Origin of the sequence: Blastomonas sp. AAP53 (genome assembly GCF_000331245.1) — a bacterium.
In the GTDB taxonomy this organism is placed as follows: domain Bacteria; phylum Pseudomonadota; class Alphaproteobacteria; order Sphingomonadales; family Sphingomonadaceae; genus Blastomonas.
Window position 1 is genome coordinate 1 of sequence record NZ_ANFZ01000011.1, and the last position, 24,839, is coordinate 24,839.

At 64.3% G+C, this 24,839-nt stretch carries 21 protein-coding genes and 1 tRNA gene; 11 read left to right on the forward strand and 11 right to left on the reverse strand.

Features of this window, described 5'->3' with window-relative positions:
* From D618_RS0111190 to D618_RS0111205, 4 genes are all read left to right on the forward strand, one after another.
* On the forward strand, positions 1-1,083 hold a 1,083-nt coding region (locus tag D618_RS0111190), incomplete at its 5' end, for a phosphomannomutase/phosphoglucomutase (protein ID WP_017671608.1).
* Between the two features lie 11 nt (positions 1,084-1,094).
* Complete coding sequence (gene galE, locus D618_RS0111195; RefSeq protein WP_017671609.1) at positions 1,095-2,117, forward strand: UDP-glucose 4-epimerase GalE; 1,023 nt, start codon at positions 1,095-1,097, stop codon at positions 2,115-2,117.
* Complete coding sequence (locus D618_RS0111200; protein ID WP_017671610.1) at positions 2,114-2,953, forward strand: class I mannose-6-phosphate isomerase; 840 nt, start codon at positions 2,114-2,116, stop codon at positions 2,951-2,953. The genes galE and D618_RS0111200 overlap by 4 nt, the downstream gene beginning before the upstream one ends.
* A complete protein-coding gene (locus D618_RS0111205; protein WP_017671611.1) occupies positions 2,950-4,008 on the forward strand; it encodes a mannose-1-phosphate guanylyltransferase/mannose-6-phosphate isomerase in 1,059 nt (352 codons plus the stop codon). Before D618_RS0111200 ends, D618_RS0111205 begins: the two co-directional genes overlap by 4 nt.
* 457 nt (positions 4,009-4,465) lie before the next feature.
* Here D618_RS0111205 and D618_RS0111215 read toward each other — a convergent pair whose 3' ends face one another.
* The 3 genes from D618_RS0111215 to D618_RS0111225 all read right to left on the reverse strand — a co-directional run bounded on the left by D618_RS0111215 (position 4,466) and on the right by D618_RS0111225 (position 11,688).
* Entirely contained in the window at positions 4,466-6,301 is a 1,836-nt protein-coding gene (locus D618_RS0111215) for a methyl-accepting chemotaxis protein (protein ID WP_152414670.1), read from the reverse strand.
* A 151-nt stretch (positions 6,302-6,452) separates the two neighbouring features.
* Positions 6,453-8,939, reverse strand: coding sequence for a TonB-dependent receptor (locus D618_RS0111220; protein WP_040370633.1), 2,487 nt, complete (start codon positions 8,937-8,939; stop codon positions 6,453-6,455).
* Between the two features lie 268 nt (positions 8,940-9,207).
* The gene (locus D618_RS0111225; RefSeq protein ID WP_238550660.1) at positions 9,208-11,688 is read right to left on the reverse strand and encodes a TonB-dependent receptor; all 2,481 of its coding nucleotides are present in this window, start codon (positions 11,686-11,688) and stop codon (positions 9,208-9,210) included.
* 677 nt (positions 11,689-12,365) lie between these two features.
* On the opposite strand from D618_RS0111225, the gene D618_RS0111235 reads away from it, so the two are divergent.
* A complete protein-coding gene (locus D618_RS0111235; protein WP_017671617.1) occupies positions 12,366-13,403 on the forward strand; it encodes a DUF2332 family protein in 1,038 nt (345 codons plus the stop codon).
* 1 nt (position 13,404) lies between these two features.
* On the opposite strand, the gene D618_RS0111240 is transcribed toward D618_RS0111235, so the two are convergent.
* A tRNA-Leu gene (locus D618_RS0111240) sits at positions 13,405-13,491 on the reverse strand.
* A 136-nt stretch (positions 13,492-13,627) separates the two neighbouring features.
* Entirely contained in the window at positions 13,628-14,533 is a 906-nt protein-coding gene (locus tag D618_RS19400) for an MJ0042-type zinc finger domain-containing protein (protein WP_026091574.1), read from the reverse strand.
* Positions 14,534-14,752: 219 nt separating this feature from the next.
* Here D618_RS19400 and ftsE point away from each other — a divergent pair, with 219 nt between their 5' ends.
* Genes ftsE through D618_RS0111265 form a run of 4 tightly spaced genes read left to right on the forward strand, consistent with a single transcriptional unit; the run spans position 14,753 to position 17,638 of the window.
* Positions 14,753-15,484 (forward strand): cell division ATP-binding protein FtsE, encoded by a 732-nt coding sequence (ftsE, locus tag D618_RS0111250; RefSeq protein WP_040370649.1) that lies wholly within the window; start codon positions 14,753-14,755, stop codon positions 15,482-15,484.
* Positions 15,484-16,380, forward strand: a complete 897-nt coding sequence (locus D618_RS0111255) for an FtsX-like permease family protein (protein ID WP_017671620.1) — start codon at positions 15,484-15,486, stop codon at positions 16,378-16,380. The genes ftsE and D618_RS0111255 overlap by 1 nt, the downstream gene beginning before the upstream one ends.
* On the forward strand, positions 16,377-16,907 hold the full coding sequence (locus D618_RS0111260) for a YdcF family protein (RefSeq protein WP_017671621.1): 531 nt from the start codon (positions 16,377-16,379) through the stop codon (positions 16,905-16,907). Before D618_RS0111255 ends, D618_RS0111260 begins: the two co-directional genes overlap by 4 nt.
* Positions 16,908-16,915: 8 nt before the next feature.
* On the forward strand, positions 16,916-17,638 hold the full coding sequence (locus D618_RS0111265; RefSeq protein ID WP_343207531.1) for a lysophospholipid acyltransferase family protein: 723 nt from the start codon (positions 16,916-16,918) through the stop codon (positions 17,636-17,638).
* A gap of 13 nt (positions 17,639-17,651) precedes the next feature.
* Here the strand turns inward: D618_RS0111265 and D618_RS0111270 are convergent, their stop codons facing one another.
* The 6 genes from D618_RS0111270 to D618_RS18255 all read right to left on the reverse strand — a co-directional run bounded on the left by D618_RS0111270 (position 17,652) and on the right by D618_RS18255 (position 23,616).
* Entirely contained in the window at positions 17,652-18,626 is a 975-nt protein-coding gene (locus D618_RS0111270) for a ParB/RepB/Spo0J family partition protein (RefSeq protein WP_017671623.1), read from the reverse strand.
* The gene (locus tag D618_RS0111275; RefSeq protein ID WP_017671624.1) at positions 18,626-19,411 is read right to left on the reverse strand and encodes a ParA family protein; all 786 of its coding nucleotides are present in this window, start codon (positions 19,409-19,411) and stop codon (positions 18,626-18,628) included. Before D618_RS0111275 ends, D618_RS0111270 begins: the two co-directional genes overlap by 1 nt.
* Positions 19,408-20,106 (reverse strand): 16S rRNA (guanine(527)-N(7))-methyltransferase RsmG, encoded by a 699-nt coding sequence (gene rsmG, locus D618_RS0111280; RefSeq protein ID WP_017671625.1) that lies wholly within the window; start codon positions 20,104-20,106, stop codon positions 19,408-19,410. Before rsmG ends, D618_RS0111275 begins: the two co-directional genes overlap by 4 nt.
* Positions 20,106-21,956: a tRNA uridine-5-carboxymethylaminomethyl(34) synthesis enzyme MnmG gene (mnmG, locus tag D618_RS0111285; protein WP_026091575.1), complete on the reverse strand. Its 1,851-nt coding sequence runs from the start codon at positions 21,954-21,956 to the stop codon at positions 20,106-20,108. Before mnmG ends, rsmG begins: the two co-directional genes overlap by 1 nt.
* Before the next feature lie 89 nt (positions 21,957-22,045).
* Positions 22,046-23,347, reverse strand: coding sequence for a tRNA uridine-5-carboxymethylaminomethyl(34) synthesis GTPase MnmE (gene mnmE, locus D618_RS0111290; RefSeq protein WP_017671627.1), 1,302 nt, complete (start codon positions 23,345-23,347; stop codon positions 22,046-22,048).
* 14 nt (positions 23,348-23,361) lie between these two features.
* A complete protein-coding gene (locus D618_RS18255; protein ID WP_017671628.1) occupies positions 23,362-23,616 on the reverse strand; it encodes a DUF6489 family protein in 255 nt (84 codons plus the stop codon).
* A gap of 116 nt (positions 23,617-23,732) precedes the next feature.
* Between D618_RS18255 and D618_RS0111300 the strand changes: the two genes are divergently transcribed.
* Together D618_RS0111300 and D618_RS0111305 are read left to right on the forward strand one after the other, a co-directional pair.
* Complete coding sequence (locus tag D618_RS0111300; protein ID WP_026091576.1) at positions 23,733-24,443, forward strand: dienelactone hydrolase family protein; 711 nt, start codon at positions 23,733-23,735, stop codon at positions 24,441-24,443.
* The gene (locus D618_RS0111305; RefSeq protein WP_017671630.1) at positions 24,440-24,838 is read left to right on the forward strand and encodes a nuclear transport factor 2 family protein; all 399 of its coding nucleotides are present in this window, start codon (positions 24,440-24,442) and stop codon (positions 24,836-24,838) included. Before D618_RS0111300 ends, D618_RS0111305 begins: the two co-directional genes overlap by 4 nt.
* Position 24,839: the final 1 nt, after the last annotated feature.

Genomic DNA, 24,839 nt, shown 5'->3' on the forward strand with positions numbered 1-24,839 from the left:
ATAACCGGCAGCCATAACCCCGCCAATTACAACGGCTTCAAGATGGTCTTTCAGGGCCGCCCTTTCTTCGGCGCGGATATCCGCAAGCTGGGCGAGATGGCGGCGAGCGGAGACTGGGACAGCGGCACGGGCACGTCGCGCTCGGTCGATATCCTCGACCGGTATATCGACCGACTGGTCGAGGATTTCGGTGGCACGGCCGCCCGTGTCGGCTGGGACTGCGGCAACGGCGCTGCGGGCCCTGCCGTCGAGAAGCTGATCAAGCGCCTTCCGGGCGAACACTTCACCCTGTTCACGGACGTCGACGGCAATTTTCCCAACCATCATCCTGACCCCACCGAGGAAAAGAATCTCGCGGACCTCAAGGCGCTTGTCGCCGAAAAGAAGCTCGATTTCGGAGTGGCTTTCGATGGCGATGGCGACCGGATCGGCGCGATCGACGGCCAGGGCCGCGTGATCTGGGGCGATCAGCTCTTGAGCATTTACGCCGAAGTGGTTCTGAAAGACCTTCCGGGCGCAACCATCATCGCCGATGTGAAGGCCAGCCAGGCTCTGTTCGATCGGGTCAGCGAACTGGGCGGCGTTCCGCTGATGTGGAAGACCGGGCACAGCCTGATCAAGTCGAAGATGAAGGAAACCGGCTGTCCGCTTGCAGGCGAGATGAGCGGCCATGTGTTCTTCAAGCACCGCTATTACGGGTTCGACGATGCGCTGTACGCCGCTGTCCGGCTAATCGAGGCGCAGACCGTGCTGGGCAAGTCTGTGACCGACATGCGCGGCGACATGGCCCCGATGATCAACACTCCCGAAATGCGCTTCCAGGTCGACGAGACGCGCAAGTTCGCGGTGGTGGACGAGATCCTGGCACGGCTGTCGGCGAGCGGCGCGGACGTCAACGCCACCGATGGCGCGCGGGTCAATACCGCCGACGGCTGGTGGCTGCTGCGCGCCTCCAACACGCAGGACGTTCTGGTCGCCCGCGCTGAAGCGCGTGATGCCGAGGGTCTGCAACGGTTGATGGAACAGATCGACGCGCAGCTGGCCGCATCGGGCCTGATACGCGGCGAGCAGGCCGGCCACTGAGGCACGCGCCCATGTCGGCCATCGCACAGTTTCGCACAACGCGCGGCATCCTGGTCACCGGGGGCGCTGGCTATATCGGCAGCCATGCCGTGCTGGCGCTCAAGGATGCCGGCTGGAAAGTCTGCGTGATCGACAATCTGGTCACCGGCTTTGCCTGGGCCGTGCCCGAGGACGTGCCCTTTTATCAGGGTGATATCGCCGATGGCGCGCTGGTCGCCCGGATCATCGCCGAGCAGGACATCGGCGCCATCCTGCATTTCGCAGGATCGGTGGTGGTGCCCGAATCGGTCAGCGATCCGCTCAAATATTACAGCAACAACACCGCCAAGAGCCGCGCGCTGATCGAATCGGCGGTGACGGGCGGGGTGAAGCATTTCATCTTCTCGTCCACCGCAGCGACCTATGGCACGCCCAACGTGGAAGGTCCGATCCCCGAGACCACGCCGCAGGTGCCGATCAATCCTTATGGCACATCCAAGCTGATGACCGAGTGGATGCTGCGCGATGTCGCCTTTGCGCATGATTTCAACTATTGCGCGCTGCGCTATTTCAACGTCGCAGGCGCCGATCCGCAGGGGCGCACCGGCCAGTCGACCGCAGGCGCAACGCATCTGATCAAGGTTGCGGTCGAGGCGGCATTGGGCAAGCGCGAGAGCGTTGCGGTGTTTGGCACCGATTTCGACACGCCCGATGGCACCGGCGTGCGCGATTACATCCATGTCAGCGATCTGGCGCACGCCCATGTGCTGGCGCTGGAGGCGCTGATCGACCAGCCCGACCAGTCGCATTTTCTCAACTGCGGCTATGGCCATGGCTATTCGGTGATCGAGGTGCTCGATGCGGTCGACCGGGTCACCAACCGGACGATCACACGGGAGTTTTCCGGTCGCCGCGCCGGTGACCCCGCCTCGCTCACCGCAGATAGCAGGGCGATCCGCAGCCGTTTCGGCTGGACCCCGGCGCATGACGATCTCGACACCATCGTGAGCCATGCGCTGGCATGGGAACGTCATCTGGGCGAACGATCGGCATGATTTCGCCCGCCACCGCCATCAAGCTGGCCACGCGGCACGTGGCCAAGCCCTGGGGCCGCACCAGCCTGCCCCAGCCCTTCGACAAGCCCGGCAGCGAGCGTATCGGCGAAATTTGGTTCGAGCCGGACGCCGATCTGGTGCTGCCGCTAATGGTGAAATACATTTTCACCAGCGAGAAACTGTCGATCCAGGTCCATCCCGACGACGGCCAGGCGCGCGAACGCGGCAGCAGCAGCGGTAAGGAAGAATGCTGGCTGGTGCTGGATGCCGAACCCGGCGCGCGGCTGGGTATCGGCACGCAGCGCGCGCTGAGCGCGCCCGAACTGCGCGAAGCGGCGCTGCACGGCGAGATCGAGGCGCTGATGGACTGGAAGCCGGTCGCTCGCGGCGATTTCTATTACATCCCCGCAGGCACCGTCCACGCGATCGGTGCAGGAATCAGCCTGATCGAGGTCCAGCAGAACGCCGACATTACCTATCGTCTGTACGATTACGGCCGCCCGCGCGAGCTGCATCTCGACGATGGCGTCGCCGTTTCGAACGCTGTGCCTTATGCCGACGCGCTGCATCGCACGGTGGATTTTGCTGCCGACCAGATGCTGGTCGACGGGCCGCATTTTCGCCTGATGCTGACCGGGAACGCGACGGCCGATCTCGAGGGTTACGGCCCGGTGATGGTCGTGCCGGTCGAAGGCAGCGTGGAAGTGGCCGAGGCCGATGGCATGATCCGTGCCGAAGCCGGAGAGTGTCTCGCGGTGGCCCCCGGCGCGCAGCTCCACGCCAGCGCCGACGCCCGGCTGCTGCTGGCACGGGCGTGCAAGGGAGCAGACGCATGAGCAAGATCACGCCCGTCATCCTGTCCGGCGGATCGGGCACGCGGCTTTGGCCGCTGTCGACCGATGCCAGCCCCAAGCAGTTCCTGGCGCTCGCGTCCTGCGCCACCATGTTCGCCGATACGCTGGCACGAACCGCGGATGCCGACCGGTTCGGTCCGGCGCTGATCATCGGGGCTGAGCGGCACAGCGCGCTGATGGAGACCGAGCTGTCGCAGCCCGGCTTTGCCGATGCACGGATCATTCTGGAGCCCAGCGCGCGCAACACCGCGCCTGCCATCGCGCTCGCCGCACTGGCCGCAGGCAGCGGCGATGCGGTGATGCTGGTGATGCCCAGCGACCATGTGATCCTCGATCTGCCCGCCTTTCTCGCTGCGGTCGATACGGCGCTGCCGGCCGCGCTCGCGGGATGGCTGGTTACCTTCGGCATCGAGCCGACGGGGCCGGAAACCGGCTTTGGCTATATCCGCATGGGCGATGTCCTTGGTGACGCGCCCGGCGTGCGGCAGGTGGAACGCTTCATCGAAAAGCCCCCCCGCGACAAGGCAGAGGCGATGCTCGCCGAGGGCAGCCATGCGTGGAACGCGGGCATCTTCCTGATGCGCGCCGACCGCTATCTGGCCGAGCTGGCGGAACACGCGCCCGAAATGGACCGCACCGCACGCGCCGCGCTCGACGGCGTGGACCTGTCCGACCGGTACATCCGCCCGCATGCCGATCGGTTTGCCGCCTGCCCTTCGGATTCGATCGACTATGCCGTGATGGAGCGCGCAACGCAGGTTGCCATCGTGCCCGTCGCCTGTGGCTGGTCCGACGTCGGCAGCTGGGATGCGCTGGCCGAGATCGGCACGCCCGATGACGCGGGCAACACGCTGTCGGGCGATGTCGTGGTGCTGGACACGCGCAACAGCCATATCCATGCCGATGGCATCACGGTGACCGCATCGGGCATCGACGACCTGATCATCATCGCCAATGGCCGCCATGTGATGATCGTCCCCAAGGGCCGCTCGCAGGATGTGAAGGCGCTGGTCGCGGAGCTGAAGGCGCGCGACTAATTGGCGGCGTCGCAGCGCTGAAAGCGCTCGCTTACAGCCAGCCCTCACGACGCAGCACAGGCTGCATCGCGCGGTTCACCGGCGCGGTCTGGCCACCGGCGAGATGCAGCTCCATCCGCCAGAACTGCACCGCCACCACCACGATCTCCAGCCAGCGAAGCGCCTGCGATGACAGCTTCGATTTCGGGGCGCGTCAGCTGGTCGAGGAGTTCGTTCCTGCAGTACGCTATCTGATCGGCACCACGCTCGATCTCGATGCCCGCGCCACCGAACTGCATGTGTTCGATAGCCGTCGCATCGCCGATGGCCGGTGGTCAGCTGCCGCAGCTCCGTGCCACTGCCGCTCAGCTTTCACGGCAGCTGGGTCTAGCGCGGCTTTCGCTTCAAGTCCGGACTGCCGAACGCAAAAACAACTGCGCCGATCGGGACCCCAAGGTCCGGATCGGCGCGGCTGTGATCAGAATTCGCTCCAGTCGTCCTCGTCGGCCTGCGGACTGAGCGCCAGGTTGCCGACTACCCTGGGTGCCGGGCGGGACTTGGCGACAGGGCGCGCGCTGCGCGATGGCGGGGCCGACCGGTTGATATGCGCCTGGCCCGATTTGAGCCGGAAGCGACCCACCAGCGAGGCCAGTTCGTCGGCCTCCGATGCCAGCGTGCGCGCGGCAGCCGTGGTCTGTTCGACCATCGCGGCATTCTGCTGGGTCATCTTGTCCATGTCGTTGACCGAGGTGTTGACACTGCGCAGGTTGGCAGACTGGGTTTCGGCCCCGTCGGCGATTTCTGCGATCAGCGTGCTCACCTCGCCAATGCGGCCCATGATGCGATCGAACATCTTGCCGGTTTCGGCGACCAGTCCAACGCCTTCCTGCACCTGTTCGGACGATGCGTTGATCAAGGCCTTGATGTCCTTGGCGGCATCGGCGGAACGCTGCGCCAGGCTGCGGACCTCGTTGGCGACCACGGCAAAGCCCTTGCCCGATTCGCCCGCGCGCGCCGCCTCGACACCTGCGTTGAGTGCCAGCAGGTTGGTCTGGAAGGCGATCGCGTCGATCACGTTGATGATCTGGCTGATCTCCTGCGAGCTCTTCTCGATCGCATCCATCGCGTTGACCGCCATGCCGACCACCCGTCCGCCCTCGTTGGCATCCTTGTGCACGGTGTCGATCTCGCTGCGCGCATTCTTGGCGCCGTTGGCCGATTCGCCGACCATGCCGGTGACCTTGTTCATCGCGCTCGATGCACCTTCCAGGCTGGCTGCCTGCGCTTCGGTGCGGTTCGACAGATCTTCCGACGCCGCGCGGATTTCCGACGAGCCGTTGTGCACGCTCTGGGCCGAAGCCGAGACACTCGACAGGCTGGTTTCCAGGCCTTCCACCGTGCGGTTGAAGGTGTGACGCAGCGCATCATATTCGGCCGCGAAAGGCTCGGCGATGGTGTAGGTCATGTCACCCGAAGCAAGGGCCTCAAGCCCCTTGCCCAAGGCTGCAACAACATTGGCCTGGTTCTGGTCGGATTTCGACTTGGCGACCGCGGCATCGCGGAACACGGTGACGGCGCGGGCCATATCGCCCAGTTCGTCTGCGCGGTCGACGTTGACGTCGATCTCGTTCTTGCCGGCAGCCAGGCTGTTCATCGCTGCCGTCAGGCGAGTGATGGGCAGCGCGATGCTGCGGCTCAGGGCGACGGCCAGACCGATGGCGATGCCGATCAGGGCGATCCCGCCGATGACCAGCGCCAGGACAGCCGAGGTGATCGCCGATTCCTGCCGCGCCGAGTTGCTTTCGATGCCCTTGAGCTCGTCATCGCGAATGTCGCGCAGCGGCAGCACGGCATTGCTGACCAGAACCGCCTTGCCTGCATTCTGCACGGCGGCGACAGCGTCTTCACGGCGACCCTTCTGGGTCCAGCCGATCAGCCGGTCGCCCCAGTTCTTGCGCCACGCCAGCGTTTCATCGCGCGATTCGTTGAGCAGCGACTTGTGCTTGGCGCTGGTCAGCAGCTTGTCCAGCTCCGAGGCCGCCGCATCATATTCGTCGCGGCCTTCGTAATAGGACTTCAGATAGCTGTCATCGCCGGTGACCAGATAGCCGCGGAACTGGCTGTTCTGGCGCAGCAGCGACGTTTCCAGCGTCTGGACCTTGCCATAGATGAGCTGGGAATAATTGTTCTCGTCCGTTGAAGACTGGATCATCCACAGGTTCACCGCAAACACGATCATCATGAGCGCGGCCGAGCTGCAGATCAGCAGGAAGGACAGGCTGAGCTTCCTTGGAATGTTCAATTTGGTCAGCATGATCAACCCTTTGTGACTTTGATTTGTTGAGTGCTACCCGCGAGGGGGAGACAGAGTGAACCAGGTACAAGCGTGCGAGCGCACCCCCTGCCCGCAAGGCGAACCGGCTTTCGGCGACCACGCGCCGGCAAGCCCTGCGAGCACGGACGCATCAGAAGAAGAACCGTGCGGAAGCAGAGACCGTGCGACCGTACATCGTCCGGCCCATGACCACGCCAGAGGCAGGGATCGCGCCTTCCGAAATGCTGGTGATGGCGCGTTCGTTCAGCAGGTTGCTGGCATTCACGCTCAGTTCGACCCGTTCCATCGGACGAAACTGGGCAAATGCCCCGACCGTCGTGAAGGCCGGCAGCCGCAGGACATTGACGTCCTGAGCAAAGCTGCCGGTGGTGCCGATGATATTCGCCCCGATCGAGAACTGATCGCTGTCGAATTGCGGACGCAGACCCCAGAGCAGCTTGGGCTGCTGACGGGGAATGTTGCCGACCAATGCGGGGTTTTCAGCCGCATCGATCTCCGCTTCGGTATAGGTGGCATGCGCGGTCAGACTGAACGGACCGCGACGGATGCCGCCCTCGAACTCAAGGCCATAGGCCTTGTACGAGCGCGCCACGGTGGCCAGCTGGGTGAGCCCGGTCACGGGGTTTGTCGTGATCTGCGAGTTGGTCTCGTCGGTCAGCGCATAGAAGCCCGTGAGGTTCAGCACGATGCCGTCCTGACGGAACTTCAGACCCAGTTCCGCCTGACGCAGCGTGTCGTTGCCCGCCACGCTGTTGACCAGCGCGCCGGTGACGGTGCTGACCGCGGGCGTGAACAGGATCTTGTCCGCCCCGGCGCGTCCGCCCCGGCTGTACCGGGCAAAGACCGCGAACGGTTCCGACATGCGATAGTTCATGCTCAACGAGTACGACAGATAGTCGTGGTTGTAGTTGACCGGGAAGGACACGCCAACCGGGATGAAGGTGACGCGGCTCTCGGGCACCGAGAGCGCACCGTTGCCATTGATGTCAAACGGCTTGCTGCCTGAATCGTTGATGATGTTGCCGCGCACGCGCAGTTTGTCCCAGCGCATTGATCCGCCGATGGCGAACTTGCCCTTGGCGAAGTTGAACGAACCAAAAGGTGCGGTGACCTGATAGTTCAGATCGGTGTTCTTGGAGTTTCCAAAGCCCCCGGCGCTGCCATAGACCAGAACACCGCCCTGGGTGACGGGAATGCCCGTTGCCGTGGTCAGGTTGACCGGAACCGACTGGCCGCCGCCGATCGTATCCTGGAAAAAGGTCGTGAAGCCGATTTCCGACACATATTCCTGGCTCGACCGGTACAGACCGGCCGTCGTGGTGAGATCACCGCCACCAACATTCCACACCCGGCTGAGGCGCAGGTCGTTGGTCATGTTGCTGACATCCGACGCATCGGAGTCCGCGATGAACGACAAGGTCAGCAGACCATTGCCGCTGGCATCGAACGGCTGGCCAGCGCGCGCGCCGGCCGCATAGGTGAGCCGCGCGCCGGGGCCGCCGAAGCGGGTCGCAAACGCTGCTGCGGGAGCTGCTGCCGAGGGGAACAGGATGACGTTGCGCATCGACTGGTCGGCGTAGCGGAAGCGGTTGGTGACCGACCATTCGCCCAAGCTGAACTGCGCATCGAAGCCCAGCGACTTGGCCTTGGCCCGCGTCCCTTCGCTCAGGTCGATTTCCGTGGGCGTACCCGACGCTCCCAGACGCAGCGATGCCGGCAGATTGGGCGACAGCGGCGACGAGGTACGGCTGTCGAGGCCGATGGGATCGGCAAAGGACGGATCGCCGTTCGTGCCGGTCACCAGCAGCGGCGTGTTGATGAAGCCGGGCACCTTGTCATCGAGCAGCTTGCCGTAAACGCGGATGTAACCGCCATCGAACTGCTTGGTGACGTTGAACTTCACCTGGCCGCCGCGCATCGAGTTCATGCCGGTTTCGCGCGGACCTTCGCCTTCGCGATAGAAACCGCCGACATGGAAGCGCCAGCCGTTGCCAAGCTTTGCACCATAGTCGAAATCGGTGCGGTAGCTTTCAAAGTCGACGCCGATGGTAGCCATCACCGATCCACCCTCGACCTCGCCGGTCTTGGAGATCAGGTTGATCACGCCGCCAGGCGCATTCGATGCAAAGGTCGACGCCGAGCCGCCGCGAATCGATTCGACCTGCGCGACGTTGAGGTCGGCGCGCACGAACGTGTCCGGGGTCAGCGTCAACAGATCGCCGAACTCCAGAACCGGCAGGCCGTCTTCCTGGATCTGGATGTACTTGCTGCCATCATTGACCAGAGGCAGGCCGCGAACCGTGTAGCTGTTGCCGACTTCACCGGTGCTGGCGTTGACGCGGATGCCCGGAATGTTGCGGAACAGCTCGGCCAGCGAACGCGGCGCGATGCTGATGATGTCGTTTTCCTTGATCGCGCTGGTCGATGTCGCGCTGTTCAGGCGATCGCGGCCACGCGCCACGCCGGTGGTGACCATGTCGCCCTCGTCAACCGTGCGGCTGGCCTCCCATGCGGTCATCGGCTTGGCGTCCTGTGCCGCCACCGGCACCGCAAAGGTGCACACCGCAATTGCGGCAACGGATACGCAAGTAGATACTCGACTCTTGAAGAAATTCATGGATTGCCCCTGCTATAAAAGCTTACCTGCTGGGCCTATTTGATTCCGATTAAAGCGTGGTTAACGCCAATTATGGCCGAACTTAACTCTGTGTGGCGGGGCTGTTTTCGGCCTGGAGGCGAACCACGCCTTCACACGCCCGGTCGCCATCGCCCGCCTCCCCCACACGCAAAACCGCCCGGATCGCGCGTCTGGCGGCCCGGGCGGTCGGATTGCGCGTGGCCGATGACAGCTGCCATCGGCCACGGTGTGTTCAAGTACAGGCGGATCAGAAGAAGAAGCGCGCCGATGCCGAGATGTTGCGGCCAAACAGCGGCCGCGCCATGACAACACCCGATGCCGGCAAGGCGCCTTCGGAGATACCGGTGATGGCACGCTCGTTGAGCACGTTGTTGGCATTGATGCTCAACTCGACCCGCTCCATCGGACGGACCTGCGCAAACAGACCGACGGTGGTGTAGCCCGGCATCCGCAGCTGGTTCACATCCTGGCTGAAGCTTTCGGTGACGCCGATGATGTTGGCACCCACGGTGAACGTGTCGGTGTCGAACTGCGGTGTCAGGCCGAACAGCAGCTTGGGCTGGTTGCGCGGAATGTTGCCTTCCAGCGCCGGGTTTTCCGCGCTGCGGATCTCGGCCTCGGTATAGGTGGCATGCGCCGTGACGCTGAACGGACCACGGCGGAAGCCGCCTTCGAACTCGAGCCCGTACGCTTCGTAAGCGCGAGTCACCGAGTTCAGCTCGAGCTGACCGGTCACCGGGTTGGTCAGGATCTGCGAGTTGGTGTCATCGGTCTTCGCGTGGAAACCGGTGAGGTTCAGCACCAGCCCATCCTTGCGATACTTCAGGCCGATCTCCGCCTGCCGCACGCTGTCATCGCCGGCACCGCTGTCGAGCAGCGCGCCGGTCGACCGGCTGAGTGCAGCAGTGAACAGGATCTTGTCCGCCGCGGCCCGGCCACCCAGGCTGTACCGCGCAAACGCCGCAAACGGCTCTGACACGCGGTAGTTCACGCTCACCGAGTAAGACAGATAGTCGTGGCTGTAGTTGACCGGCTGGGTCACGCCGACCGGAACGAACGAAACGAGCGTTTCGGGTGCCGAGATCACGCCATCGCCATTCATGTCGAACCGCCGGACGGCGCCGTCGTTCATGATGTTGCCCTGCGCCCGGCTGTTGTCCCAGCGCACCGACCCGCCCAGTGCAATCTTGCCCTTGGCAAAGTTGACCGAGGCAAAAGGTGCGGTGGTGGTGTAGGTGACATCATTGTCCCTGATGTTGCCTGCAGCACCGGGGCCGCCAAAGTTGCGGTAGCCGCCTTCGGTCAACGGCACGCCAGCCAGGGTCGTCAGGTTGAGCGGCACGGCCTGTCCACCGCCCACGACATCCTGGAAGAAGGTCGCAAAGCCGATTTCAGAAACGAAATTCTGGCTCGACCGGTACAGACCGGCGGTCGTCGTCAGGTTACCGCCGCCCACTTCCCAAACGCGGCTGACACGAAAATCATTGGTCATGTTGCTGACGTCCGGGGCGTCGTTGTCCGAATAGAAGGACAAGGCGACCAGTCCGTTGCCACCGGCGGCATCGAATGCCTGGCCTGCGCGCGGCCCTGCCGCGTAACGGAAGGTCGCACCTGCACCGCCGAAGCGAGTCGCAAACTGACCTGCTGGCGCAGCAGACGAAACCACCAGAGTGGTGTTGCGCGTCGACTGGTCCGCATAGCGGAAGCGGTTGGTGACCGACCATTCGCCGAGGCTGAACTGGGCGTCAAAGCCCAGCGACTTGGCCTGGACCTCTACACCGTCGTTGAAGTTGCGGCGACGCACCTGCCCGGATGAACCGAGGGTCAGAACGACAGGAAGATTGGGCGAGAGCAACGAATCGGTCCGGCTGCTGACGCCGCGCGGATCGGCAAACGAGGGGTCATCATTGGTGCCGGTGATGAGCAGCGGCGTGCCGGTGAACGTCGGGACGCGGTCATCGAGCACCTTGGCGTAGACGCGGATATAGCCGCCATCGAACTGCTTGGTGACGTTCATCTTCACCTGGCCACCGCGCGATGCGTTGAAGCCGGTTTCCCGCACGCCTTCGCCTTCGCGATAGAAACCGCCGACGTGGAAGCGCCAGCCATCACCCAGACGGCCACCATAATCGAAATCGGTGCGATAGCTCTCGAAGTCGACACCGACGGTGGCCATGATCGACCCGCCTTCGACTTCACCGGTCTTGGAGATCAGGTTGATGACGCCGCCGGGCGCGTTCGAGGCAAAGGTCGACGCCGAGCCGCCACGAATGGATTCGACCTGACCGACGTTGAAGTCCGGGCGGACGAACAGATCGGGGGTCAGGCGCATCAGGTCCCCGAATTCCATGACGGGCAGACCGTCTTCCTGGATCTGGATGTACTTGCTGGCGCCGTTGACCATGGGCAAGCCGCGCACCGTGTAGTTGTTCTGCGCCTCACCGGCACCTGCTTCGATACGGATGCCCGGAATGTTGCGGAACAGCTCGGCCACCGAACGCGGCGCAAGACGGATGATCTCGTTTTCCTTGATCGCGCTGGTCGAAGTTGCGCTGTTTAGCCGATCGCGGCCCCGCGCCACACCGGTGGTGACCATATCGCCTTCATCGACGGTCCGGCTCGCTTCCCATGCGGTCAGCGGCTCGGCCTCCTGCGCTGCGGCGGGTGCCGACAGCGCGCACACAGCAAGAACGACAACCGATGCACAGGTAAATTTCGTGGAATTCAAAGTAATCATTTGCGCCCCCAATAAGCACTGCTTGGATGAGGAGGCGAACTAGGGTTCGTAAATTAACGCGAAGTTAAACACGAACAAGATGTCTGTAACTGTGACAAAACCTTTTGCCGATTGAGTCATCACGCCCAATAGATCAAGAAATAAAGCAGGTTTCTCAATGATCTGCAGGCCAGCTGCCGTTGCTTGCGACAATGGAACCCCGCCAAGCCGGATTTTGGCAAACGGTTGCATCTTGTTGAAAAACAATCGTTATACCGCGCTCTGCCGAAACAGCGATGCTTGACGCTTTTTTCGCCGCTGCCATGTGAAAAATCACGAATCTGATCGCAGATCTACCCCTGAGGCTTGCCAGGACACCTGGGAGAATCGCCTTTGGAGTTGGTGGGCGGCAGGCGATTCGCCGCAATTGTCAGGAACGGCCGAAACAGGGCCCATCGCTCGGTCGCGATGCCGCCGGGATGCCTGCCGGTCAAAACCCTCAGATTTCGGGGGTCCTGGCGGTCGATGTTAACTTCTTGTTTACGCTGACTGCCTAATTTTTGGCCAAAGGTCGGGTGTCCTTGCCGACTTGTCCATTGGCGAGAACCATGACTGCATTAGCGTTACAAGTAATACCCGAAATTCTTGATCCAGCGCGTGCGGATGCAAGTAAAGGCGCGGCTGCGCTGGTGATACCGCCCCAGGGCGATGGCCGCACCGAACTGACCCGCCAGGCCGACATCTGCCAGTCGCTGGGATCGGACTTTGTCGCGCAGGTTCTCAAGGCGGCGTCGCGACAGCTTCACCAGGCACCGATGACCGAGGCGGTGATCGCCAGCTGGCCGGGTGACCGCGCGGCAGCTGCCATCGCCATGCGGCTCAACGGCGCATTGCACGCCATCGCACGACGCGGAGCCGTCGCCGACCTTTCGGCGCTCTATCGCGGTGAACATGCCGCGTTCGACCGGGCGATCGGCACCGCACTGCGCGCGTGCGATGCCTTCATCATCGAATGGCTGCGTGACCCCACCCAGACCAACGAGGTTGGCCGTTCTGCCGCGCTGATGGCAGCGCTGATGGTTGCGGCAGATCGATTCGGCCTGCCCTTCGACCTCAACGAGCTGGGGACGAGCTGCGGCCTCAACCTCAACCTGGGGCGCTACAGCTTTGACCTGGGCGGCACCGCCGTCGGCGAATCCGGCTCGGCGCTCCACATCGCGCCGGAATGGCGCGGGCCCCAGCCCAAGGCCGCTCCAGTCGAGATCGCGTCGGCCTGTGGCGTCGATCGCCATCCGCTCGATGCCCGCAATACCGATTCGTGCGAGCGACTGCTGGCCTTTATCTGGGCCGATCAGCACAACCGGACCCGTCGCCTGGAACGGGCGCTCGAGATCGCGCGTGCCCATCCGCCGCGTATCGATGAAGGCGAAGCCATCGACTGGATTTCCGGCAAGCTCGCCACCCCGCAACAGGCCGGTGTGTGCCGCGTCGTGTTTCATTCGATGTTCCGGCAGTATCTGCCCGGTCCAGAGCAGGCGAGGCTCACCGAACTGATCGTGGAGGCTGCGGCCCACGCCACAGACGAACGGCCTTTGGCCTGGATCAGTCTGGAATGGACGCCCAACCGCACCGAGGTGCAGCTGTCGCTAACCTGCTGGCCCGGAGGCCAGACCCAGGTACTGGCGACCTGCCATCCTTATGGGGAATGGATTGCCTGGAAAGGCTGATTGGTGCGGTCAAGAAGACTCGAACTTCCACGGGCTTTCGCCCACAACGACCTCAACGTTGCGCGTCTACCAATTCCGCCATGACCGCACAGTCCAGCAATTCGCGGGGCACTCAGTAAGGGGCTTTCGCCCCTCTGCCCGCGTGGCAGGCCGCGCCATTAGCAAAGCGGCAGGCCCATAGCAACAAGCGATTATCAGCTATATGGCAACGGCTGTCGGCGCGTTCAGCGACGCTTGGCCCAGGCGATCTCGGCCGAGGTGGCAGAACGGGGCACATCGACCATCGCCTGGCGGAAATCCGCCTTCTGGCCCGGCTCCAGCCGGTCGACCGGCGGATTGATGATCCAGTTGAACACCACCCGATCCTGCGCATCGCGCAGCACCACCAGCATCGGCGGCACATCCTGCGCGCGCTGGCTCAGATTGCGGATCGTGCCCGACGCGCTGAAATATTCGGTGCCGTTGGGCAAGGTGCGCCGTTCCTGCTTGTCGGGCGGAAAGTCGATCTTCAGATCAGGCTCCACCTCGGCGAAGGGTAGGCTGTAGTCGGTGATGAACCCTGGCAGACCGAAGGTCTGGATGGCCACGGCAGCGCCCGATGCGATCAACGCAAATGCCACTGCGCCGATCATCCAGTATTTCGCCGGGTTGCGCCGCGGACGAAAGGGCGGTTCGTGGCCGAAGCTGCTGGGCCGGTCCGCCAGCGCATCATCGGCATAGCTCGCCACGATCGGGCGGTGGATCGGCGGCACGGGCCGGGGCAGCGGGGGCAGATCAGCCTGGGGCTCTGGGGATGCGGGCCGGGGCGCGGGCTGAGGCGCAGCATCTGCCGGCGGTGCCTGCTCGGTCGTCGGCACAGGCTCGGTTGGCGGCGGCGAAGCTGGCGGGGATGCGGGTGGCGCTGCTGGTGGAGGTGCTGGGGCATCGACTGGGGCCGCAGCGGGTGCCGGCGGCGGCGCGGCATCGGGGCTGGACACGGCTTCTGCTGGCGCAGTCTGCGGCGCAAGCTCTGGTCCATGCTGAAACCAGCTGTGCCCGCACTTGGCGCACCGTACCGACCGGCCATCGATGCCGATGGCAGAATCCGGAACCGCATAGCGGGTGTTGCACGCGGGGCACGCAATAATCATGGCGTTTCTAACCACGCCGGACGAATCGCTGCAAGGGGCTTGCAGGTCCCGCCACGTTGCACTTGCCCTTTTTCCACCATTGATTGCACGCTATGGCATTTTTTCAACGGCTTGGGACATCAGGGGGCACCGCGCGGATGGCGAACGAGAGCGTGATACGCATTCCCATTGCTTGGTCGGGCCACAGCGGGCTATCGCGATGCCATGAGCGCCCCCAGCATGGATAGCATCGTCCAGTTCGAAAATGTCGGGCTGCGCTATGGCACCGGGCCAGAGGTGCTGTCGAATCTGTCGTTCACGCTGTTTTCCGGCCAGTTCTACTTCCTCACCGGTCCATCGGGGGCCGGAAAGTCATCGCTGCTCAAGCTGTTGTATCTGGCGCAACGCCCAAGCCGGGGCCTTGTCCGCCTGTTCGACAGCGATCTGATGACGCTCGGCCAGGATCGCCTGCCCGGGTTCCGCCGCCGCATCGGCGTGGTGTTTCAGGACTTCCGGCTGGTGCCGCACCTTTCCGCGTTCGACAACATCGCCCTTCCATTGCGGATTGCCGGGATGCGCGATGCCGATATCATCACCCCGGTGCGCGAGATCCTCGACTGGGTGGGGCTCACCGCGCGTGGCGATGCACTTCCCGCGACACTGTCGGGCGGTGAACAGCAGCGCGTTGCCATCGCGCGCGCGGTCATCACCCGGCCCGATATCCTGGTGGCAGACGAGCCCACCGGCAATGTCGATCCGGACATGGCAGTCAAGCTGCTGCGGCTCTTCGAGGCACTGAACCGGATGGGCACGACGATCATCGTCGCCACCCATGACGTGCACCTGATGACCCGGATCAAGCGCGCGCAGATGATGCGGCTGGAAGCGGGCCAGCTTTCCGACCCCACCGGCGCGCTGCGCTATCCCCCGCGTCCGGCAGACCTGACCGGCTGGGCGGGCGAGCAGAGCTGATGCTGGGCCTGATCTTCCCCACCGGCCACGACCGCCGCTTGATTCCGCAGGCGCGGCTGACAGGACCCATGCCTTGGGTCATGGCCATCATGCTGTTCCTCACGATGCTGGCAACCGCCGCAGCGCTCGCGCTGGGCAGCGCCGGGCAACAGATCAACGCCGATCTCGCCGGACGGGCCACCGTGCAGATCGTCAACGCAGATGCCCAGGCACGCCAGACCCAGGCGGTGGCGGCAGAGGCCGTGCTGCGATCCGACCGGGCGGTGGCGGCGGTTACACAGGTGAGCGAAACCGAGGTCCGCGACCTGCTGGCCCCCTGGCTGGGCAGCGGCGCGGTGAGCGACGACATTCCCCTGCCCGCGCTGATCGATGTCGATTTCAGAACCAGGGCGGATGCCGCTGCGCTGGCGCGGCTGCGCGGTGCGCTGAGCCGCGCCGCACCCGATGCGCGGATCGATGCGCATGGCCAATGGCTGCGACCGGTGTTCGATCTGATCGCCACTTTGCGCTGGCTGGCGGTGGGGCTGGTCGCGCTGCTGGTGCTGGCCAGCATGGCATCGGTCATGCTGTCGGCGCGCAGCAGCTTTGCCGCGCATTCCGAAACGATCGACATCATGCACCTGCTGGGCAGCACCCATGCGCAGATCGCACGATTGTTCCAGCGCCGGATTGCGCTCGACGCGGCACTCGGCGCGCTGTTCGGTTGCCTGCTTGCCGCGCCGGTGCTGTGGATGCTGGGTCAGGCGGCTGGGCGGCTCGATTCGGGGCTGGTGTCTGCCGGGTCTTTCGGGCTGGTCGACTGGCTGCTGCTTGCAACCGTGCCGATTGCAGGTATTGCGCTGGCAGTGATTACCGCGCGCATCACCGTACTCAGCGCGCTCAGGAAGAAGCTGTGATCGTCCGTTTTGTGTCATCGGTGCTGCTGGCCTGGATCCTGGGCTTTGCGTGGTTTGCCATCCTGCTGCCGCAGCCGCTGGGCGACCAGCAGACCGATGCGGTGGTGGTGCCCACCGGCGGGCCGCTGCGGATCGATCGCGGGCTTCAGGTGCTGCGCGAGCAATGGGCCGACCGGATGCTGATATCGGGTGTCGATCGCGATGTTCGCCCCGCAGAGCTGAGCGCGCAATATCCCGGATCGGTGGCACTGTTCGACTGCTGTGTCGACCTAGGCTTCCGGGCCTATGACACGCGCTCCAACGGACTGGAAACCGCACGCTGGGCCAAGCAGCGCAAGGTCGAATCGGTTCGGCTGGTCACGACCGACTGGCACATGCGCCGCGCCGAATACGAATTGCGCCGCTCGCTGCCCGAAGGGGTGCTCATCTATACCGACGCGGTGGTCAGCAAGCCCAGTCTGATGACGTTGTGGCGCGAGTATAACAAGCTGGTGCTGCGCTGGCTGGCGGGGCTGTTCGGGGTCTGATGGTTCTCTTGCGCACATTGCTGGCGGTGTTCCGCTCGATCCTGTTCACGATCGCCTTTTACGGCGGATCGGTGCCGATCGTGATTGTCGCGTTCATCGTGCTGCCCTTCTCGCGCCACCGGCTCCAGGGCATGGCGCGCGGCTGGGGCATGTACCATTTCTGGTGTGCATGGCTGTTCCTGGGCATTCGCGTCCGCATCGAAGGGCCAAAGCCCCAGGGCCAGGTGCTCTATGCGATCAAGCACGAGAGCTTTTTCGAGACGATCGAACTGCTACGCATCTTCAACCGACCGGCGGTGGTCGCCAAGATCGAACTGTCGCGCATTCCGTTGTGGAGCCAGATCGCGCGCGCTTATGGAATGATCTTCATCGACCGGGCCGGTGGCGCGGCGGCACTGCGCGCCATGATGACCGAGGTGCGCCGCTTCGTCGCCGATGGCCGATCGATCGTCATCTATCCCGAGGGCACCAGCACCCCGCCGGGCGAACAGCCGCCGCTGCAGGCAGGATTTGCCGGGCTGTACAAACTGGCCAAACTGCCGGTGGTGCCGATCGCGCTCGACAGCGGGCACCTCTATCCCCGGCGCGGCTTCATCAAACGGCCAGGCGTGGTCACCTACCGCTTTGGCGAGGTGATTCCCGCCGGGCTGCCGCGCGAGGAGATCGAGGCACGGGTGCACGCTGCCATCAACGTGCTGAACGACCCGGCGCGGCTCGAAAACCATACCTAACCGGTTGATTTAATTATATAGATTCGCCCGAAAGGCGTTGGCAGATCAGGTCAAGCTGATCGAGATTCCCGTACCGCACCGTGACGCTGCCGCTGCGCTGGTTGGCGTCCGAGGATATCTTGACCTTGAGACCCAACAGGTCCTCCAGATGCCGCTCGACCGCTGCGATATCAGCGTTGCTGTTCGCATCACCACCGGTCTTGACGCGCGGCGGGCCATCCGACTTGCCCGTCGCCTCGCTGCGCGCGCGGCGGACCAGCTTTTCGACATCGCGTACCGAAAGCCCCCGATCGACCACCTCGGCCGCGATGCTCTCACAATCGGCGACGTTGATCAGCGCGCGGGCGTGCCCCATGCTGAGGCTGCGATCGGCGACCATCTTGAGGACCGTCTGCGGGAGCGCGAGCAACCGCATGAGATTGGCGATATGGCTGCGCGACTTGTCGACCATCCGTGCGACCTCGACCGGCGAATAGCCCTGGTCCCCCACCAGCCGCTGATAGGCTTCGGCCTCTTCCACCGGGTTGAGGTCTTCGCGCTGGATATTCTCGATCAGTGCGAGCGCAAAGGTGTCGGGATCGCTGAGTTCGCGGACGATGGCGGGAATTTCGTGCAGCCGGGCGCGCTGCGCCGCACGCCAGCGGCGTTCACCCGCCACCAGTTCATAGCCGCCGCCCTTGCGCGGGCGCACGATGACCGGCTGGATGACTCCACGCTGCGAGATCGACCGCGCCAGATCGTCGAGCGCTTCTTCATCGAAATAGCGGCGCGGCTGACCGGGGTGCGGACGAATGTCGGCGAGCGGCAGCGATCGCAGACCTGTCGTCACCGGGCTGTCCTGCCCGTCGCTTCCGCCGTCGCGGCGGACGAGCGGCTCCTCGCGGCCCGCTTCGCCCAGCAGCGCGTTGAGCCCGCGGCCAAGCCCCGTCGGGCGCTTGCGGCCAATGGCCTTGGCCATGTCGGTCAGATCGCTCGGGTCCTGGGCCATCAGGCGGCTTCCTCTTCCATACGGGGCATGCGGGAAATGAACTCGCGGGCCAGCGCGATATACGCTTCGGACCCGACGCAGCGATGATCGTAGATCAGCGCGGGCATGCCATGGCTGGGTGCTTCCGACAGCCGGACATTGCGCGGGATGACCGTATCAAACACCAGCTTGCCCAGCACCGCGCGAACATCGTCCGATACCTGATCGGTCAGCCGGTTACGCCGGTCGTACATGGTGAGCACCACACCGATGATCGACAGATCGGGATTGAAGCGTTGCTGCACGCGCTCGACCGTCTGCAGCAGCTGGCTCAGGCCTTCGAGCGCGAAGAACTCGCACTGCAGCGGCACCAGCACCTGATCGGTCGCGACCAATGCGTTCAGCGTCAGCAACCCCAGCGACGGCGGGCAATCGATCAGGCACACCTGCCAGCGCCCCGGAGGTGCGCCATCCATCGGCGTCTTCAGCCGGTGGGTGCGGTGTTCCAGATCGACCATCTCGATCTCCGCGCCCGAGAGATCGACCGTCGCCGGGACGATATCGAGCCCCGGAATCTGCGTCGGCACGCAGCATTGCGCGAGCGAGCAATTGTCGGTGAGCAGATCGTAGCTCGAATATTCGCGGTCGTTGCGCGCAATCCCCAGCCCGGTCGAGGCGTTGCCTTGCGGATCGAGATCGATAAGCAGCACCGACAGCCCCGTCGCCGCGAGCGCCGTTGCCAGGTTGATCGCGGTGGTGGTCTTGCCCACCCCACCCTTCTGATTCGCAATCGCGATGCGGATCATGATCTGCTCCTGTTCCGGCGCACTCGCCGATCACGTGCTGGTTGCGGAAGGATAGCGGGAGAGGCCCGCCCGGTGCCGACGAGGATGGCCGCGTCGGGATCGGTCAGGCTCTGTTCCACGTGAAACACATGCTGCCACGCGGACGACACGCTTTCCAGTTCCATCGCCGCATTTCGTCCCTTTGGCAGCAGCCAGCGCGTCTTTTCTGTGGAAAAGCGGGCAGCGCCCTCCAGCAATCGCGGCAAAGGCGCAAACGCGCGCGCAGAGATATAATCCGCAGGCTCAGCCTCCATCCGATCGAGTGCCATGCCCGCAACCATCACCCGGTCCGCCAGTCCCAGATGCTCGATCGCCCGTTCCAGATAATCGATTCGCAAGGCTCGCGATTCGACCAGCAACACCTTGCAGGGGGCCAGCAGCCCGATCACCAGCCCTGGAAAGCCTGCCCCGCTGCCCAGGTCGATCCAGAGCTCTTGCGGTTGCGGGTCGGCGAAGCGCAGCAACTGCGCGCTGTCGACGATATGCCGTTGCCACATCTGTGCCAGCGTCGCTGCCGAAACGAGATTCTGATGGCGCGCCTCGTCCGCGACGAATGCCGCGAGCCGGTCGAGCGCCTCCATTGTTTCACGTGAAACACCGGGCTGTGCGGCCATCCAGTCGCGGGCGCTCACTTCGCTATCGATGATGTCCGGCATCAGGCGGCGCGCTTGCGGGCGTGGACCAGAATGGCGGCGAGCGCGGCGGGCGTCACACCGCGAACCCGCCCTGCCTCGGCCAGCGTTTCGGGCTGGGCGAGCGAGAGCCGCTCGACCATCTCGTTGGATAGCCCGGTAATCGCCCGATAGTCGATCCCGCCCCCCAGCCTGACACGCTCGTTGGCGCGCAGGTCACGCAACTCCGCATCCTGCCGCGCCAGATAGGGCGCATACACTGCGTCCTCTTCGATCTCGGCGATCAGATCGTCGGCCAGACCGTCAAGGTCATCCCCCAGCAACGGCGACAGTGATGCCAGAGAAATCGCTGGAAACCGCAGCCAGTCATACAGGCTCTGGCGGCTGCCATCGGCCTTTACCGACAGCCCGAGCGCAGCCAGTTCGTTGCAGCTCGCCACGCGGCCAAGCGCGCCGCTCACCCGCGCCTTGTCGGCCTGACGCTGCTCGAACCATGCCCGGCGTTCCGCACCGACCGCGCCATTGGCAATTGCAATGCCCGTCAGCCGATCCGATGCGTTGTTCGCACGAAGCCGCAACCGATACTCGGCGCGCGCGGTGAGCATGCGATACGGCTCGGTCACGCCCTGCAGCACGAGGTCGTCGATCATCACCGCCAGATAGCTGCTCGCCCGGTCGGGCAGCGATATCTCGCGACCCAGCACCTCACCCGCCGCTGCCATGCCGGCGACCAGGCCTTGGGCGGCAGCCTCTTCATAGCCGGTGGTGCCATTGATCTGCCCAGCGCAATACAGGCCCGGTATCGCTCGCACCTCCAGCCGGTGATCGAGCGCACGCGGATCGATATGATCATATTCGACCGCATAGCCGGGCACGACGATCTCGGCGCGCTCAAGACCCGCCATCGACCGGACGAACGCGAGCTGGACATCGGTGGGAAGCGAGGTCGAAATGCCATTCGGATAGACGAGCGGTGTATCCAGACCCTCGGGTTCGAGGAACACCTGATGCCCGTCGCGGTCCCCGAAGCGGTGGATCTTGTCCTCGATCGAGGGGCAGTAACGCGGCCCCTGCGCGCCGATGGCGCCGCTGAACAACGGTGAGCGATCGAGATTGGCGCGGATGATATCGTGCGTCGTCTGCGTCGTGCGGGTGATCGCACAAAAAACCTGCGGCACGCTGCGGCGCTTGCTCAATGGCGACATCGTCCAGGGTTCGTCATCGCTGGGCTGCTCGTCCAGCATTGCCCAATCGATCGTACGCCCGTCAATCCGTGGCGGTGTCCCCGTCTTGAGCCGCGCCATCGGCAGATCGGCCGCGCGCAGCTGTTGCGCCAGTCGGCTCGCGCCCGGTTCACCGATGCGGCCGCCCTCAAGCCGCTCTTCACCGCGAAATAATCTGCCACCCAGGAACGTGCCTGTCGCCAGGACCACCGCCCCTGCCCCGATCGCCCTGCCATCGGCCAGATCGACCCCAGCGACCTTGCCACCCGACAGACGCAGCGCGGCGACCTCGCCTTCGATGATCGACAGGTTGGGTTGGCTTGCAAGCATGGCCTGGATCGCAGCCTTGTACAGCGTGCGATCGGCCTGCACGCGCGGCCCCTGTACGGCACTGCCCTTCGAGCTGTTGAGCATCCGGTAGTGGATCGCCGCCGCATCGGCCGCGCGCGCGATCAGCCCGTCGAAGGCATCGACCTCGCGCACCAGATGGCCCTTGCCCAGACCGCCGATCGCGGGGTTGCACGACATCGCGCCGATCGCTTCGCGCGTGAAGCTGACCAAAGCGACGCGCGCGCCCATCCGCGCGGCCACGGCCGCTGCCTCGCATCCGGCATGACCGCCGCCGACAACCAGAACATCAAATTGCTGCATGCCAGCGCCCATAGCGCAATTGCCGGATTCGGTCGAGGGGTTGGTCGTTCCGCTTGGCCGCTTCGCCCGCGCAGCGCAGACGGGTGCCCCTATTTGCCGATGCAGAATGCACCGAAGAGGGAATCGAGCATGTCCTCGACATGCGTCCGGCCCAGAAGCCGATCCAGCGCTAGCCGAGCGAGCCGCAACGTTTCCGCGCGCAACAGCAGATCGTCAAGGGCGATGGCGGACTCCAGCGCAGCCGCACATTCCTCCAGCAGGCGATGCTGCCGCGCGTTCAGCGCGACCTCACCTGCCCCCGGCAGCAAGGTCTGTGCCGTCGCGACAAGATCACCGATCAGCGCTTCAAGCCCCTCGCCGGTATGGGCGGAGATCCGGTGCCGCGCCGACGTTTTTGTTTCACGTGAAACACCCGCCCGATCGATCTGCGGTTCGAGCTCCCAGACCTGCGCATGCGCTGGCCCCTCGCCCTCTGCGCCAAGCCACAGAATGATGTCCGCCGCCGCCATAGCATCGCGCGCGCGACCGATCCCGATCGCCTCAATGGCTTCGGCGCCCTCGTCGCGCAAACCGGCGGTGTCGGTCAGCACGAACGGAACCCCGCCCAGCGCCACCGGTGCCTCGATCACGTCGCGCGTTGTGCCGGCGATATCCGACACGATCGCCGCGTCGCGTTGCAGCAGCGCGTTGAGCAGCGTGGACTTGCCGCTATTGGGAGCTCCTGCCAGAACGACCCGAATGCCATCGCGCAGCCGCTCGGCGCGAGGTCGTGAAAGCGCGGCGCGCAGATCGGCGACGAGCGCCACCAGCGCCTCACCCACCGGATCGGCTGCCCCTGCCCCGACATCGTCCTCGTCCGAAAAATCGAGCTCGGCCTCGATCAGCGCCGACAGCCGCAGAACATCGTGCCGCCACCCCTCGACCTGGCGCGACAGATGGCCGCTCGCCATGCGGATCGCCGCAATGCGCTGCGCCTCGGTTTCGGCGAACAGCAGATCGGAAAGCCCTTCGGCTTCGGCGAGATCTATCCGTCCGTTCAGGAATGCGCGGCGGGTGAATTCGCCAGGCTCGGCCAGTCGCAGACCGGGCAGCCCTGCCAGCGCCATCTCGACCGCACGAACCACGGCGCGGCCGCCATGCAGATGCAGCTCGCCCAAGTCTTCGCCGGTGGCTGTGTTGGGACCTGGGAACCAGAGAACGACACCGCGGTCGAGCACATCGCCAGTTTCAGGGTGACGCAGGCTGCGCAAGGAGGCGCGGCGTGGCGCAGGCAAGGCGCCGCACAACGCTTGCAGCGCAGGGCCTGCCTGCCCTCCGCTGATCCGGATGATGGCCAAAGCGGCGGGCGGCGCGCCGCTCGACAGCGCGTAGATCGTTTCGCCCGCCTGCATGGTTCAGGGAAGGATCAGTCCGACGACTTGGGCTTGCCGCTGGCGCCCGAGGCCGCGGCATCCATGATCTGCTGGAAGAAGCGCAGCCCCATCTCGCCCATCGGCGCAATGTTCTTGGCAATGGTCTGCAGCTGGTCGACGTTGCTGGTGCCCTTCATCGCGTTCACGACACCATCGACATAGGTCTTGTTGACATCGGACACGTCGGGCAGCCCCATGAAACGACGCATTTCTTCGGGGGAGCAATCGACTTCGATATTCACTTTCATGGCATTCCACCTTGTTGCAGCGCAAAGGCCCCCAAGCCCCAGTTTCACGCTTATCAGCCATGGCAAAGTGGGTATAAATGCGCCCCAAAGCAATCGATTTGATGATGGAGAGCAAAATGGGATCGACACACAGCATCCAGACCTTCGACCAGAACGCCAGCTTCAACGCCTATGTGGCGCAACCGCAAGGCACGCCCAAGGCTGCGATCATCGTCATCCAGGAAATCTTCGGGGTCAACGAAGGCATCCGGAGCAAGTGCGATGGCTGGGCGCAGCAGGGCTATCTGGCGGTCGCGCCCGACCTGTTCTGGCGGATCAAGCCGGGAATCGAACTCGACGCCGATGTCGAGGCCGAGCTGCAGGAAGCGTTCGGCTATTTCGGCCAGTATGATCCCAATGACGGCGTCAAGGACATCGAGGCCACCATCGGCGCGATCCGCGCAGGAGTGGGCGGGCTGGACGGTGTCGCCAAGGTGGGCGCGGTCGGATACTGCCTGGGTGGCAAGCTGGCCTATATGGTCGCAGCACGCACCGATGTGGATGCCAGCGTCGGCTATTATGGCGTGATGATCGACCAGATGCTCGATGAATCGCACGCCATCGCCAATCCGCTGATGCTGCATATCCCCACCGCCGACCATCTGGTGGGCCCCGAGGCGCAGGCTGCGGTCCACGCCGGGCTCGACGATCACCCGCGCGTGACGCTGCACGATTATGACGGGCTCGATCATGGCTTTGCCGCCGAGATGGGCAATCGCCGCGACGACGCCGGCGCGCAGCTCGCCGATGGTCGCACCGCCGCCTTCTTTGCGGAGCATCTGGCATGAGCGCGGCGCAGGCAGGCATTGCCGCCTGGCATGACTATATGCACGGCGGCTCGACCCCCGAAAAGCTGAGCGCGATGCTGGCAGATGATGCGGTGTTCCACTCTCCCGTCGTGCACACGCCGCAGGAAGGCAAGGCCAAGGTCTTCGCCTATCTCCATGCCGCCGCTCACGTGCTGGGCAATGACAGCTTCCACTATGTCCGCGAGATCGTCGATGGCGATACTGCGGTCCTGGAGTTTGCGCTGGAGCTCGACGGCATCCAGGTCAACGGTGTGGACATGATCCGCTGGAACGGTGCGGGCCAGATCGAGGACTTCAAGGTCATGGTCCGCCCGATGAAGGCGATGAACAAGGTGTGGGAAAAGATGGGCGAGATGCTGGCAAAGGCGGGCTAGG